Source organism: Catellatospora coxensis, assembly GCF_016862635.1.
GTDB lineage: Bacteria > Actinomycetota > Actinomycetes > Mycobacteriales > Micromonosporaceae > Catellatospora > Catellatospora coxensis.
Genome location: NZ_BONI01000010.1, coordinates 1 through 13,814 on the forward strand (window position 1 = coordinate 1; position 13,814 = coordinate 13,814).

Sequence of the window (13,814 nt, forward strand, 5' to 3'; positions counted from 1 at the left end):
ATGCGGATGGTCGTCACCGAGCAGCCGCCTCAGACGACCCAGAACGTCCTCTTCGATGGCGCGGGCCTGACCATAATCACCGAGGCTGTGCAGAGTGAAGGCCAGAATCCCGGACGCGCTGATGGTGTCCGGATGGTCATCACCGAGCAGCCGCCCACGACGACTCAGAACGTCTTCCTTCATAGCGCGGGCCTGACGGTAGTCACCGAGGCTGTGCAGAGTGCTGGCCAGATTCGCGGACGCGCTGATCGTATCCAGGTGATCGTCACCGAGCAGCCGCCTCCGACGACTCAGGACGTCTTCTTCGATGGTACGGGCCTGACCGTAGTCACCGAGGCTGTGCATGGTGACCGCATAGTCTTGAGCTGATCTCAGGGTGTCCAGATGGTCGGGGCCGAAGGTGTTGCGGTATCGCGTGAGATTGTCTTCGATCATGGTGTTGGCGGCGCGAAAGTCGCCGAGCATGGCGGTGGCGTGGGCGAGTTCGGTGGCGGCTTTGAGCGTGTGAATGTCGTTCGGGCCCAGATGGTCACGCCATTGCTGGTAAAGGTGTCTGGCAAGGTTCAGCGCGGCTGGTGTCTCGGCGCGTCGGAGAAGCTGAAGAACCAGCAGGCAGGCGGCGGTGCGCAGCTGGGCGTCGTCGTTGGTGGCCGGATCCGCGGCGATCAGGTGCGGGGCTGCCGCGGACCAGGCGGGCCAGGTCGCCGGGTCGTCCGTGTCCGCGGGTACTGCCGCCAAGACGACCGCGGTCGCCTGGCGACGGAGGTCGCCTACCGACTCCGGGGTGGTGTGGTGACGGATGATCGCCTGTACCAGACGGTGAACCTGGATTCCGTGGGGACCGGTTGCCGCCAGGCCGTGCTCGCCGATGGCGGTGGCCAGGTTCGGCAGCAGGCGACGTTGCTGAGCGACGCTCGACAAGGGTTCATGCAGACTCTCTGCGGCACGGGCGAACATGTTCAACGGGATCGCTTCGGGCGCCAGGAACGAGCAGAGAGCCAGGAGTTGCATCGCCGCCGGGTTGTCAGCTGCCAGCCGCTGGGCCGACAGGTGCACGGTGGCCGCCAGCGAACGCGGATAGTTCAAGGGTGTGCCATCGTCGAGGATCTCGTGCGCGAAGCGGGTCAGGGCATCGAGATAGTCGTCAGTGGACATTCCGGTTCGGTTGAGAACCATGGCGGCTTGCGCGACGGCGAGCGGCAGATCACCCAGCTCAGCCGCAAGACGGTCGGCGTCTTGGCTGGACAGATGGGGTAACCGCGCCTGCAACAGGCTGACCGACTCACTGCGGTCGAACAGCCGGACCTCTACCGGGATCGCCACCTCGTCCCAGCCCGGTTGTCGGGAGGTGATGATGACGTGCCCCCCGCGGGGCGGCAGCCACTGGTTGAGCTGCCGTGGATCTTCCGCATTGTCGAAGATCAGCAGCCAGCGCCTGCTGCCGCTGACGGCGACGTGGAGGGCTTCAACGGCAGCGGGGGTGGTCACGTCAGGCTCGACAAGACCAGACCTGACGGCGAGTTCGGCGAGGTGCCCGCCGATCAGCTCAGGGTTCTGTGATGCGACCAACCACAACACATCGTAGTCATCCGCATGCTGGCGGGCATATTCCAACGCCAGCTGGGTCTTCCCGATCCCTCCCACAGGATCCTGCGGCCGGGTCACGACACGACCCGCACGGCACAGACCCTCATGAATCTGCGTCAGCGCGGTCTCTCGGCCGACAAATCCCACATTGGCGGCACCCAAGTTCGACACCACGGCGGGCCGCTCGCGTTGATCCGATGCTGACCGGCCCAGGGGCGCAGCCGGTGACGGTTCCGGCGACCGCGGCGGCATGATGATGATCTGTTGCGCGCCGTCGCCTACGGAAACTCCGTACGCGCCCGAGGCGTCGACATGCCGTGCCGGATCATGGTGCACGACGGCGGCCCCTAGTTGAAAGTGACGTGCTGGACGCTGTGATCGCCGATCAAGACGCCCTTGGCATCATGCAGGGTCACTTGATACTTACCCTTTTCCTTCAACAGTTCCATGAGCTTCAGCGCCGCCGCAACGGTCGGCTCGTCGACACCGGAGCGAATCAGTCCCTCGGTCAGTTTCGCACGGCCGTCAGCAGCGTCATGCGCCTGATCCACCATCAGGTCCGCATGGCTGTCATCCACACCACCCGACCGCAGCCGGCCAACGACCAACTTCTTCAAGCCCTGGTAGGCGTCCGTCACCATCGCGGATGCGGTAGCCGACACACCAGCCGTCCCGCCCACCACGATCGCCGTCACCACTGTCGATACGTCGTCCACCCGAAACCACCCGATTCCATGCGACACAGGCCCACGAACCCAGTCGGTCAATATAGCCCTCCGTCATCACGGTCCTCGACAACTGTCATTATTCGGTCATCCCTCGTCAGGGACCTGCGAAGAAAGCGGGACCACGGGCCTTGACGATGAACCGTGAACCTGCGTGCACCACTTCGAGGACGGCCGTCTCCACCAGACACCTACTGTGGTCTTTCACGGGTTCGGCACCCGGAAGCCACCGCGCCGGCAGTGTCCGATGCTGCCCTGAGAGGTTGTCGAAGCCGAGTTTCGCATCGGGATCGTACGGAGTCTGTGACGCGTCCGGCTCAGGCCGCGCTCGCGCACGTGCCTTCCATGCCGCTTACATCATCTTGGATGTGGGCACATCAAAATAGATGTAAGCGCGCAGAGCGGCATGTCGCCTCGGCGACTGAGTCGAGGGGCAGCCGCGCCTCCGGCGAGTCCGTACCCTGTGCTGATGATCCGTTCCGCTGCTGTCGAGGACGCCGCTGCCATCGGCCGGCTCAAGGTCCGGTCGTGGCGGTCGGCGTACGCGGACTACCTGCCCGCCGCGGTGCTCGATGCGCTCGACCCGGACCAGGAGGCCGCGGACTGGGCCGGTTACCTCGCCGCCGTCCCCGGCGAGCACCGGCTCTGGGTGGCCGTGGACGGCGGCGGCGTCGTCGGGTTCTGCCGGACCGGGCCGGCGGGCGACGACCCGGATCTCGGTTCCCGCGCCGCCGAGGTATACGGGCTGTACGTCGACCCCGACCGTGTGGGCGCGGGGATCGGCAGAGGGCTGTTCGCGCACGCGGTCGCCGACCTGCGCGCCCGGGACTTCCGCCCGGTGTGCGTGTACGCGTACCAGCCGAATGAGAGCGCGGTGCGCTTCTACCAGCGGGCCGGTTTCTCGCTCGACGGCGTGACCCGCCTGGACGACGACGACCCGATCGGGGTACGCGAGGTCCGGCTGGTCGCCTAGGCCGCCGGCGGCGGGCCGCTGCTGGCCCGCACGACCAGCGAGGGCGGCACCCGCGGGTGGCGCGCGACGCCCGGCGGCCGGTCGACGCCCAGCAGTTCCAGCAGCGCCGCGAGGCAGCGGCGGCCGACCTCGTCGAAGTCCTGCCGTACGGTGGTCAGCGGCGGCGACAGGTACGCGGCCTCGGGGATGTCGTCGAAGCCGACGACGCTGACGTCCTCCGGCACGCGTACGCCGCGCTCGTGCAGCGCCCGCAGCATGCCCAGCGCCTGCTGGTCGTTGGCGCAGAACACCGCGGTCACGTCGCCACGATCGGCGAGCCGGCGGCCCGCCTCGTAGCCCGAGCGCGGGCTCCAGTCACCGGCGAGCACCGGCGGAACGCGGCGGCCGGCCGCCTCCAGGGCCGCACGCCAGCCGTCGACCCGGTCGCGGGCCTCCAGCCAGTCCTTCGGGCCGGACAGGTGCCACACCGTCTCGTGCCCCAGGTCCAGCAGGTGCTCGACGGCCAGCCGGGCGCCCGCGACCTGGTCGACGGAGACGGTCGGCAGGTCGCCGGCCATGTCCGACTCGGCGACGACCGCCGGCACGCCGCTGGGCAGGCTGCCCGCCGCCGCGGCCGCGGTCAGCAGCGGCGCGATGATCACGACTCCCGCCACGGACTGCTCGGCCAGCCGGTTCACCGCGTCGATGACGCCGCTGCGGTCGAGCCGCTCCAGGGCCACGATGCTGATGCCGTACCCGGCGTGCCGGGCAGCCCGCTCGATGCCGAGCAGGGTGGCGGCGGGCCCGTGCAGGATGGTGTCGAAGCTGACCACGCCGATGACCCGGGAGCGCCGCCCGGCCAGCCCACGGGCCAGCGCGTTCGGGCGGTAGTTGAGCTGCTGCACCGCGCGCAGCACCCGCTCGCGGGTCTCGTCGCGCACGCTCGGGTGATCGTTCAGCACCCGCGACACGGTCTGGTGCGACACGCCGGCGAGGCGCGCGACATCCTTGATCACCGCCACTCGGGCGGCCGGCTGCTGACTCATCGTGACCCCCTGTCGGCGCATCGTACCCCACCCACGATCTTCGGTTTTCAGCCTCGAACCCACCGCCCACCAGCAACCCGATGGAAACATTTTCGGAACGTCTTGACGCCCGCATTGTTATCGGTCACATTCATGGGGCGGGATCGAGGGCATCCGATATAACGCTCTAACCAGGACCTTATGTTGCCTTGCCGAGATTTCCGACGGAAGCCGTGTGATCGGTAACTCCGCCGTCGCCCCGCCCACCCCTGTCAAGGAGTTCCTATGTGGTCACCGCCCCTCAGCCGCCGTCGCCTGTTGCAGGCCGCCGGCGTCGCCACCGCGGCCACGGCCGCGCCCGCCCTCGTCGCCACCGAAGCCGCCGCCGCGGCGATCCCGCCGGCCCGCGCCGACGTCGGGGTGTCGGCGTACGCCTTCGATCTCTCGCAGGTGCGGCTCACCTCCGGCCGCTGGCTGGACAACCAGAACCGCACCCTGAGCTACCTGCGTGACGTCAACGTCGACCGGCTGCTCTACGTGTTCCGCGCCAACCACCGCCTGTCCACCAACGGGGCCGCGGCCACCGGCGGCTGGGAGGCCCCGACCTTCCCGTTCCGCAGCCACAGCCAGGGCCACTTCCTCACCGCGTGGGCGCAGGCCTGGGCCGTGCTCGGCGACACCACCTGCCGCGACAAGGCCGACCAGATGGTCGCCGCGCTGGCCGCCTGCCAGGCCAACAACAACGCGGCCGGGTTCACCGCCGGGTACCTGTCCGGCTTCCCCGAGTCCGACTTCACCGCCCTGGAGGCGCGCACCCTGTCCAACGGCAACGTCCCGTACTACGCCGTCCACAAGACCCTGGCCGGCCTGCTCGACGTGTGGCGGCTGATCGGCAGCACTCAGGCCCGCGACGTGCTGCTGGCGCTGGCCGGCTGGGTCGACTGGCGCACGGCGCGGCTGAGCAGCTCGCAGATGCAGGCCATGCTGGGCACCGAGTTCGGCGGCATGAACGCCGTGCTGACCGACCTCTACCAGCAGACCGGCGACGCCCGCTGGCTGACCGCCGCGCAACGCTTCGACCACGCCGCCGTCTTCAACCCGCTGGCCGCCAACTCCGACCAGCTCGCCGGGCTGCACGCCAACACCCAGGTGCCCAAGTGGATCGGCGCGGCCCGCGAGTACAAGGCGACCGGCACCACCCGCTACCGCGACATCGCGAGCAACGCGTGGAACATCTGCGTCAACGCGCACACGTACGCCATCGGCGGCAACAGCCAGGCCGAGCACTTCCGCGCCCCGAACGCCATCGCGGCGTACCTCAACACCGACACGGCCGAGGCGTGCAACACGTACAACATGCTCAAGCTGACTCGCGAGCTGTGGCTGCTCTACCCCGACAACGCCGCGTACTTCGACTTCTACGAGCGCGCGCTGCTCAACCACCTCATCGGCCAGCAAAACCCGGCCGACAGCCACGGGCACTTCACGTACTTCACCCCGCTGAACCCGGGCGGCCGCCGCGGCGTCGGCCCGGCCTGGGGCGGCGGCACGTGGAGCACCGACTACACCACGTTCTGGTGCTGCCAGGGCACCGGCATCGAGACCAACACGAAACTCATGGACTCGATCTACTTCTACAACGGCACCACGCTGACCGTGAACCTGTACACGCCGTCGGTGCTGACCTGGACCTCCCGCGGCATCACGGTCACCCAGACCACGGCGTACCCGGTCGGCGACACCACCACCCTGACGGTGACCGGCAGCGTGAGCGGATCGTGGTCGATGCGGCTGCGCATCCCGTCCTGGACCACCGGGGCGACCGTCAGCGTCAACGGCGCCGTGCAGAGCATCACCACGACACCGGGCACGTACGCCACCCTGACCCGGTCCTGGACCTCGGGCGACACCGTGACCGTCAAGCTGCCCATGCGCGTGGTCATGAAGGCGGCCAACGACAACGCCAACGTCTCCGCGATCACGTACGGCCCGGTCGTGCTCGCCGGCAACTACGGCAACACGACCCTGTCCGCGCTGCCCAGCCTCACCCCGAGCACGGTGACCCGGAGCAGCACCAGCTCGCTGGCGTTCACCGCCACCGCGAACGGGGCCACGGTCAACCTCGCGCCCTTCCACGACGCCCACGGCTACAACTACACCGTCTACTGGAACGCCTCCGGCCAGGGCGGCGGCACCGGCGGCGCGGTGTTCCGGCTCGCCAACGCGGCCAGCGGGCTGGTCCTCGGGGTGCAGAACATGTCCACGGCCGACGGCGGGCTCGCCGTGCAGTGGGCCGACAACGGCACCGCCGACCACAACTGGGAGTTCATCGTCGACGGCTCGGCGCTGCGGCTGCGCAACGCCAACAGCGGCAAGGTGCTCGGTGTGGAGAACATGTCCACCGCCGACAACGCCCGCGTCATGCAGTGGGCCGACAACGGCACCGCCGACCACCGCTGGACGGTCGTCGACAACGGCGACGGCTCCCACAAGCTGCGCAACGTGCACACCGGCAAGCTGCTGGCGATCCTGAGCGGCTCCACCGCCCAGGGCGCGCAGGCCGTGCAGGACCCCGACAACGGCACGGCCGACAACCTCTGGCGTTTCGTACCCGAAGGCGCGCGGCGGATCCAGAACGTCGCCTCCGGGCTCGTGCTCGGCGTGCAGAACATGTCCACCGCCGACGGCGGCCTGGTGCTGCAGTGGGGCGACACCGGCACCGCCGATCACCTGTGGACCGCGCTCGTAGACACGGGCGGCTACCTGCGCCTGCGCAACGGCAACAGCGCCAAGGTGCTCGGCGTCGAGAACATGTCCACGGCGACCGGCGCACGGATCATGCAGTGGGCCGACAACGGCACCGCCGACCACCGCTGGCGCCTGCGCCACGCGTCCAACGGCTGCTTCCGCATCCAGTGCGCCAACGGCGGCAAGGTCCTCGCCGTCTCCGGCGCCTCCACCGCCCAGGGCGCCCAGATCGTCACCGCCGACGACTCCACCGCCACCGACCGCCTCTGGCGCTTCCTCTGACGCCCCACCCGCCCGTCTTTCATAAACGTTGGCCTATCTCATCGAAAATTCGCGGCTCGGATTCGATGAGATAGGCCAACGTCGACGTAAAGCGGGTGCGGTGGGCGGGCGGCGAGGCGGGTGAGCGTTGTCGCTACGGGCCGGGCGGGCAGGGCAGGCCCGGTCAGGCGGGTGGGCCGCTGCTGGCGCGGACCATGAGGGTGGGCGCGACGCGGGGGTGCGGGGGCGCGTCCGGGGCGTCCTGGGCGTCGAGCAGGTCCAGCAATGCGGCCAGGCAGCGGCGGCCGACCTCGTCGAAGTCCTGGCGGACCGTGGTCAGCGGCGGGGACAGGTATTCGGCCTCGGGGATGTCGTCGAAGCCGACGATGCTGACGTCCTCCGGCACGCGGATGCCGCGTTCGTGCAGCGCCCGCAGCATGCCCAGAGCCTGCTGGTCGTTGGCGCAGAACACGGCGGTGACGTCGGAGCCGATCCGGTGCCCGGCCTCGTAGCCCGAGCGCGGGCTCCAGTCGCCCACGATCGCCGCCGGGACACGGCGGCCCGCGGCCTCCAGGGCCTGCCGCCAGCCGTCGACGCGGTCGCGGGCTTCCAGCCAGTCCTTCGGCCCGGTCAGGTGCCACACGGTCTCGTGGCCGAGTTCGAGCAGGTGCTCCACGGCCAGCCGGGCCCCGGCGACCTGGTCGACGGAGATGGTCGGCAGGTCCCCGGCGGTGTCGGACTCGACGACCACGGCGGGTACGCCGGTCGGCAGGCTGTGCGCCGCCGCGGCCGCGGTCATCAGCGGCGCGATGATGACGACCCCGGCCACGGACTGCTCGGTGAGCCGGTTGACCGCCTCGGTGACCCCGGCGCGGTCGAGTTTCTCCAGCGCCACGATGCTGATGCCGTATCCCGCGTGCCGGGCCGCCCGTTCGACGCCGAGCAGGGTCGCGGCGGGGCCGTACAGGATGGTGTCGAAGCTGACCACGCCGATGACCCGCGAGCGCCGCCCGGCCAGCCCGCGGGCCAGCGCGTTGGGCCGGTAGTTGAGCTGCCGGACGGCCACGAGCACCCGTTCGCGGGTCTCGTCGCGCACGCTCGGGTGGTTGTTGAGCACCCGGGACACGGTCTGGTGCGAGACCCCGGCGAGGCGGGCGACGTCGTTCATCACCGCCGCGCGGGCGGCCTGCTGCTGGCTCATCGCTGCTCCCCTGACGGCACATCGTATCGCATGTTGATCAACTTTCGTCGCGGGCGGCATACAGCTCGACGGATGCGCGCACCTTCGGGGTGGGCGCATCCGTCGTCTGCGGGGCGGCAGGGATCAGAATCCTCGGGCCAGCCGGTAGTAGGCCTGGTTCCAGCGGATCTCGTCGGCGAAGCGGCGGGTGGTGGTGTCCGCATCGATCACGACCAGCTCGGTGCGCGCCATCTCGGCCAGGTCGTGCAGCTCCTCGACGCCGACGGCCTGGGACAGCACGGTGTGGTGCGGGGCCCCGGCGGTGATCCACGCCTCGGCGGAGCCGGCCAGCGACGGCCGGGGACGCCATACCGCGCGGGCGACCGGCAGCTTGGGCAGCGGCTGCGGCGGGGCCACGACGTCGATCTCGTTGGCGACCAGCCGGAACCGCTCGCCCATGTCGGCCAGGCCCATGACCACGGCGGGGCCGGGCTGGGCGTCGAAGACCAGCCGGACCGGGTCCTCCCGGCCGCCGATGCTCAGCGGGTGGATCTCCACGTTCGGGGTGCCGGCGGCGATGGTCGGGCAGACCTCCAGCATGTGCGCGCCGAGCACCAGCTCGTTGCCGGGAGTGAGGTCGTACGTGTAGTCCTCCATGAACGAGGTGCCGCCGGTGGTGCCGACCGACATCGCCTTGAGGGTGCGGACCAGGACCGAGGTCTTCCAGTCGCCCTCGCCGCCGAAGCCGTAGCCGTCGGCCATCAGCCGCTGCACCGCGATGCCGGGCAGCTGGCGCAGGCCGCCGAGGTCCTCGAAGTTGGTGGTGAAGGCGCGGAAGCCGCCCGCCTCCAGGAAGTTGCGCAGGCCGGCCTCGATCCGGGCGGCGTAGCGCAGCGAGTCGTGGCGGTCACCGCCGGGACGCAGCTCGGCGGCGACGCGGAAGGTGTCGTCGTACACCTTGACCAGCTCGTCGATCTGCGCGTCGGCGACCGCCGCGACGGCGTCGACCAGGTCGTTGACGCCGTAGGTGTTGACCGAGACGCCGAAGCGCAGCTCGGCCTCGACCTTGTCGCCCTCGGTCACCGCCACGTCGCGCATGTTGTCGCCGAAGCGGGCCAGGCGCAGCGAGCGCATCGCCGACCAGCCGATCGCCGCGCGGGTCCACGCGCCGACCCGGGCGACCACCCGCGGGTCGGACACGTGGCCGGCGACGGTCTTGCGGGCGACCCCGAGCCTGGTCTGGATGTACCCGAACTCGCGGTCGCCGTGCGCGGCCTGGTTGAGATTCATGAAGTCCATGTCGATCTCGTCCCAGGGCAGCAGCACGTTCGCCTGGGTGTGCAGGTGCAGCAGCGGCGTCGTCAACGCATCCAGCCCTGAGATCCACATCTTCGCCGGGGAGAAGGTGTGCATCCAGGCGATCACCCCGACGGCGCCCTGCGCGGCGGCCTCGCGGCACACCTGCAGGATCTCGCCGCTGGAGGTCAGGACGGGCTTCCAGACCACCCGCGCCGGGATGCCCGGCGACTCGTCGAGGATGCGGGCGATCTCCCGGGACTGGCCGGCGACCTGGCGCAGGGTCTCTTCGCCGTACATGCCCTGGCTTCCGGTGAGGAACCAGACCTCGGGCTGGGGATGCGTTGTCATGTGCGTGCCTTCCGCGATACGGGTCGGGGTTACTTCTTGCGGATGCCGATGAGGCGTTGGAGCAGGATGAACGCGAACAGCAACCCACCGATCACGATCTTGGTCCACCACGAGTTGAGGCTGCCGTCGAAGGTGATGAGGGTCTTGATCACGCCGAGGACGAGCACCCCGAGCACGGTCCCGAAGACGTACCCGGAGCCGCCGGTGAGCACCGTGCCGCCGATGACGACCGCCGCGATGACGTCGAGCTCCATGCCGACGGCGATCAGCGGGGCGCCGGACAGCGTGTAGAACGACAGCAGGATGCCGCCGATCGCCGAGCACAGGCCGCTGATGACGTACACCGCGATCTTCGTCTGGCCGACGGGCAGGCCCATCAGCAGCGCCGACTGCTGGTTGCCGCCGATGGCGTGCACGTTGCGGCCCAGCCGGGTGTACGCGAGCACGAACGCGCCCACGAGCACGACCGCGAACGCCACCAGCACGCTGATCGACACGAAGTTGCCCTTCGGGTCGCCGATGCGCTCCTGGGCCATCGAGGTCCAGAACGGATCCGTGATCGGGATCGACGACTTGCTGATGAACGTGCACATGCCGCGGGCGAAGAACATGCCGGCCAGGGTCACGATGAACGGCTGGATGTCGAAGAAGTGGATGACGCAGCCCATCAGGAAACCCAGCGTCGGCCCGACGAGCAGCGCGACGACCAGCACCGCCGCCGGGTGCACACCGCCCTGCAGCAGCGACGCCGACATCATCGCGGTCATCGCCACGACCGAGCCGACGGACAGGTCGATGCCGCCCGTGAGGATCACGAACGTCATGCCGACCGCGACGACCAGCAGGAAGCCGTTGTCGATGAAGACGTTGAAGACGACCTGGATGTTGGAGAAGGCGCGGTACTGCGAGACGCCGACGCCGTACATGACCAGCAGCAGGGTGAGCGTGGCCAGCACCGGCACGTACCGCTGCGGGATACGCCACCAGTCGCGGGTGGGGGTGAGCGAGCTCGTGGTCATGCCGGCACCTGCTCCTTGCTCTGGTCGGCCGCCGTCGGCGCGGCCGGCGCGACGGGTCGCCGGCGCGCGAACCTGGCCCGGAACGCGGGGGCCTGGACGAGGCAGACGATGATCACGACCACGGCCTTGAACAGCAGTGACGTCTGCGGCGAGATGTTCATCGCGTACACGGTGGTGGTCAGGGTCTGGATGAGCAGCGCGCCGAGGATGGTGCCGCTGAGCGAGAACCGCCCGCCGGCCAGCGACGTGCCGCCGATCACGACGGCGAGGATCGCGTCGAGCTCGATCCACAGGCCGGCGGCGTTGCCGTCGGCGCTGGACACGTTCGCGGTGACCATGAACCCGGCGATGCCGGCGCACACGGCGCTGATGACGTACACCAGGAAGGTGATGCGGGCCGAGCGGATGCCGGCCAGCCGGCTGGCCTCGGCGTTGCCGCCCACCGCCTCGATGATCATGCCGAGCGCGGTGCGCCTGGTCACCGCGGCGACCAGCAGCGCGACACCCGCCGCGATGAAGATGGCCAGCGGCAGGGTGAGCAGGTAGCCGACGCCGACGGACTTGTACGGCTCAGAGTTGATGGTGATGATCTGACCCTCGGTGATCAGCTGGGCCAGGCCGCGGCCGGCCACCATCAGGATCAGCGTGGCGATGATCGGCTGGATGCCGATGATCGAGACGAGCGCCCCGTTCCACGCGCCGAGCACCAGCGACAGCCCGATGCCCAGCGCCAGCGCGACCAGCACCCCGCTCAGGGCGTTCTGGTCCGGTTGTTGGCTGATGTGCAGGCAGGCGATCGCGCCGCTGATCGCGCACATGGAGCCGACCGACAGGTCGATGCCGCCGGTGGCGATGACCAGCGTCATGCCGAGCCCGACCAGGATCAGCGGGGCGGCCAGCCGCAGGATGTCGACGAGGCTGCCGTAGAGGTGCCCGTCCTTCATCTCGACCGTCAGGAAGCCGGGCCGGTAGATCGTGTTGGCCACCAGCAGCGCCACCAGCGCGACCGCGGGCCAGAACAGCGAGTGGGCGGTGACGGCGGCCCACCGCGCCTTCGAGGTGCTCATGCCTTCTCCTCGCTGTGCTCGCTCATGCGCGGGCCCCTTCGTGGTGCGTGCCGCTGGCGATGGTCTGCATGACGCGGTCGGCGTCCACGGTGTGGTCGTTGGCCAGCTCGGTGACCAGTTGCCGGTCCCGCATGACGGCGATCTTGTGGCTGAGCCGCAGCACCTCCTCCAGCTCGGCGGAGATGAACAGCACCGCCATGCCGCCGTCGGACAGCTGCACCACCAGCTTCTGGATCTCGGCCTTCGCGCCGACGTCGATGCCGCGGGTGGGCTCGTCGAGGATCAGCAGCCGTGGTTCGGTGATCAGCCAGCGGGCCAGCAGCACCTTCTGCTGGTTGCCGCCGGACAGGTTGCGCACCGGGATCTCGGGGTCGGCGGGGCGGATGCTCAGCGCCTTGACGTACTTGTCGACCAGCTCGTCCTGGCGGCGGCGCGGAATGGGCCGCAGCCAGCCGCGGGCGGCCTGCATGGCGAGGATGATGTTCTCGCGCACGCTCAGCTCGCCGACCAGGCCCTCGGTGCGCCGGTTCTCGGAGCAGAACGCGATGTCGTGGCCGATCGCGGCGATCGGGTTGCGCAGCGCGGCGGGCTTGCCGTCGACGGAGGTCCGGCCGTGGTCGGCCCGGTCCGCGCCGAACAGCAGGCGGGCCACCTCGGTGCGGCCGGAGCCGAGCAGCCCGGCCAGGCCGACGACCTCGCCGGCGTGGATGGTGAGGCTGAACGGCGCCACCGAACCCTTGCGGCCCAGCTCCTCGGCCTGCAGGAACGGCGTGCTCGCCTCCAGGGCGGCCAGGTCGCGCTTGGACTGCTCGTCCAGGCTCTCCAGCACGTCGAGTTCCTTGCCGATCATCTTCTCGACCAGGGCGAGCTGCGGCAGCTCGGCGGTCGGGTACTCCCCCACCAGGCGGCCGTTGCGCAGCACCGTGATCCGGTCGGCGATGCCGTAGACCTGGTCGAGGAAGTGGGTCACGAAGATGATCGCGATGCCCTGCTCGCGCAGCTGCCGCATGATGCGGAACAGCTGCTCGACCTCCGTCGCGTCGAGGCTGGACGTCGGCTCGTCAAGGATGAGCACCCGGGCCTGGATGTCGATGGCACGGGCGATGGCGACCATCTGCTGCACGGCCAGCGAGTACGTGCCGAGCAGCTGGCTCACGTCGATGTGCAGGTCGAGCTGTGCCAGCAGGTCGCGGGCCCGGCGGCGCATCTCGCCCCAGCGGATCGCCCCGAGCGTGCGCGGCTCGCGCCCGATGAAGATGTTCTCCGCCACCGACAGGTTGGCGCAGAGGTTGACCTCCTGGTAGACGGTGCTCACCCCGGCGGCCGCGGCCTGCATCGGGCCGGTGAACGACACCTGCTGCCCGGCCAGCTCGATCGTGCCCGCGTCATGCGAGTACACGCCGGTCAGCACCTTGATCAGGGTGGACTTGCCGGCGCCGTTCTCGCCCATGAGGGCGTGCACCTCGCCGGGGAACAGCCGGAAGTCGACGCCGTCGAGCGCGCGCACCCCCGGGAAGGACTTGCTGATTTCGGTCATCGTCAGGACCGGTTGCCTACCCGACATCCCATCCGACCTTTCGCTGAAGACTTGGGCAAGGGGTCG

10 protein-coding genes are annotated in these 13,814 nt (G+C 69.6%); 2 read left to right on the forward strand and 8 right to left on the reverse strand.

Annotated features, from left to right (window positions below):
• Both fxsT and Cco03nite_RS07905 read right to left on the reverse strand, forming a co-directional pair.
• Positions 1-1,923, reverse strand: a 1,923-nt coding sequence (gene fxsT, locus Cco03nite_RS07900; protein ID WP_203690444.1) for an FxSxx-COOH system tetratricopeptide repeat protein, incomplete at its 3' end; no start/stop codon positions are given.
• An 11-nt stretch (positions 1,924-1,934) separates the two neighbouring features.
• Entirely contained in the window at positions 1,935-2,303 is a 369-nt protein-coding gene (locus Cco03nite_RS07905) for a hypothetical protein (RefSeq protein ID WP_203690446.1), read from the reverse strand.
• Between the two features lie 478 nt (positions 2,304-2,781).
• Between Cco03nite_RS07905 and Cco03nite_RS07910 the strand changes: the two genes are divergently transcribed.
• Positions 2,782-3,285, forward strand: coding sequence for a GNAT family N-acetyltransferase (locus Cco03nite_RS07910; RefSeq protein ID WP_203690448.1), 504 nt, complete (start codon positions 2,782-2,784; stop codon positions 3,283-3,285).
• Here the strand turns inward: Cco03nite_RS07910 and Cco03nite_RS07915 are convergent.
• Complete coding sequence (locus Cco03nite_RS07915) at positions 3,282-4,310, reverse strand: LacI family DNA-binding transcriptional regulator (RefSeq protein WP_203690450.1); 1,029 nt, start codon at positions 4,308-4,310, stop codon at positions 3,282-3,284. The genes Cco03nite_RS07910 and Cco03nite_RS07915 overlap by 4 nt on opposite strands.
• A gap of 264 nt (positions 4,311-4,574) precedes the next feature.
• Here Cco03nite_RS07915 and Cco03nite_RS07920 point away from each other — a divergent pair, with 264 nt between their 5' ends.
• Positions 4,575-7,319, forward strand: coding sequence for a beta-L-arabinofuranosidase domain-containing protein (locus tag Cco03nite_RS07920; RefSeq protein ID WP_203690457.1), 2,745 nt, complete (start codon positions 4,575-4,577; stop codon positions 7,317-7,319).
• 163 nt (positions 7,320-7,482) lie between these two features.
• Here Cco03nite_RS07920 and Cco03nite_RS07925 read toward each other — a convergent pair whose 3' ends face one another.
• The 5 genes from Cco03nite_RS07925 to Cco03nite_RS07945 all read right to left on the reverse strand — a co-directional run bounded on the left by Cco03nite_RS07925 (position 7,483) and on the right by Cco03nite_RS07945 (position 13,775).
• A complete protein-coding gene (locus tag Cco03nite_RS07925) occupies positions 7,483-8,499 on the reverse strand; it encodes a LacI family DNA-binding transcriptional regulator (protein ID WP_239167200.1) in 1,017 nt (338 codons plus the stop codon).
• Between the two features lie 123 nt (positions 8,500-8,622).
• Positions 8,623-10,125: an L-arabinose isomerase gene (araA, locus tag Cco03nite_RS07930; protein WP_203690459.1), complete on the reverse strand. Its 1,503-nt coding sequence runs from the start codon at positions 10,123-10,125 to the stop codon at positions 8,623-8,625.
• A 29-nt stretch (positions 10,126-10,154) separates the two neighbouring features.
• Positions 10,155-11,144, reverse strand: coding sequence for a galactofuranose ABC transporter, permease protein YjfF (gene yjfF, locus Cco03nite_RS07935; RefSeq protein ID WP_203690461.1), 990 nt, complete (start codon positions 11,142-11,144; stop codon positions 10,155-10,157).
• Positions 11,141-12,211, reverse strand: a complete 1,071-nt coding sequence (locus tag Cco03nite_RS07940) for an ABC transporter permease (protein ID WP_203690463.1) — start codon at positions 12,209-12,211, stop codon at positions 11,141-11,143. Before Cco03nite_RS07940 ends, yjfF begins: the two co-directional genes overlap by 4 nt.
• Before the next feature lie 22 nt (positions 12,212-12,233).
• Positions 12,234-13,775, reverse strand: a complete 1,542-nt coding sequence (locus Cco03nite_RS07945) for a sugar ABC transporter ATP-binding protein (RefSeq protein WP_203690465.1) — start codon at positions 13,773-13,775, stop codon at positions 12,234-12,236.
• Positions 13,776-13,814 lie beyond the last annotated feature (39 nt).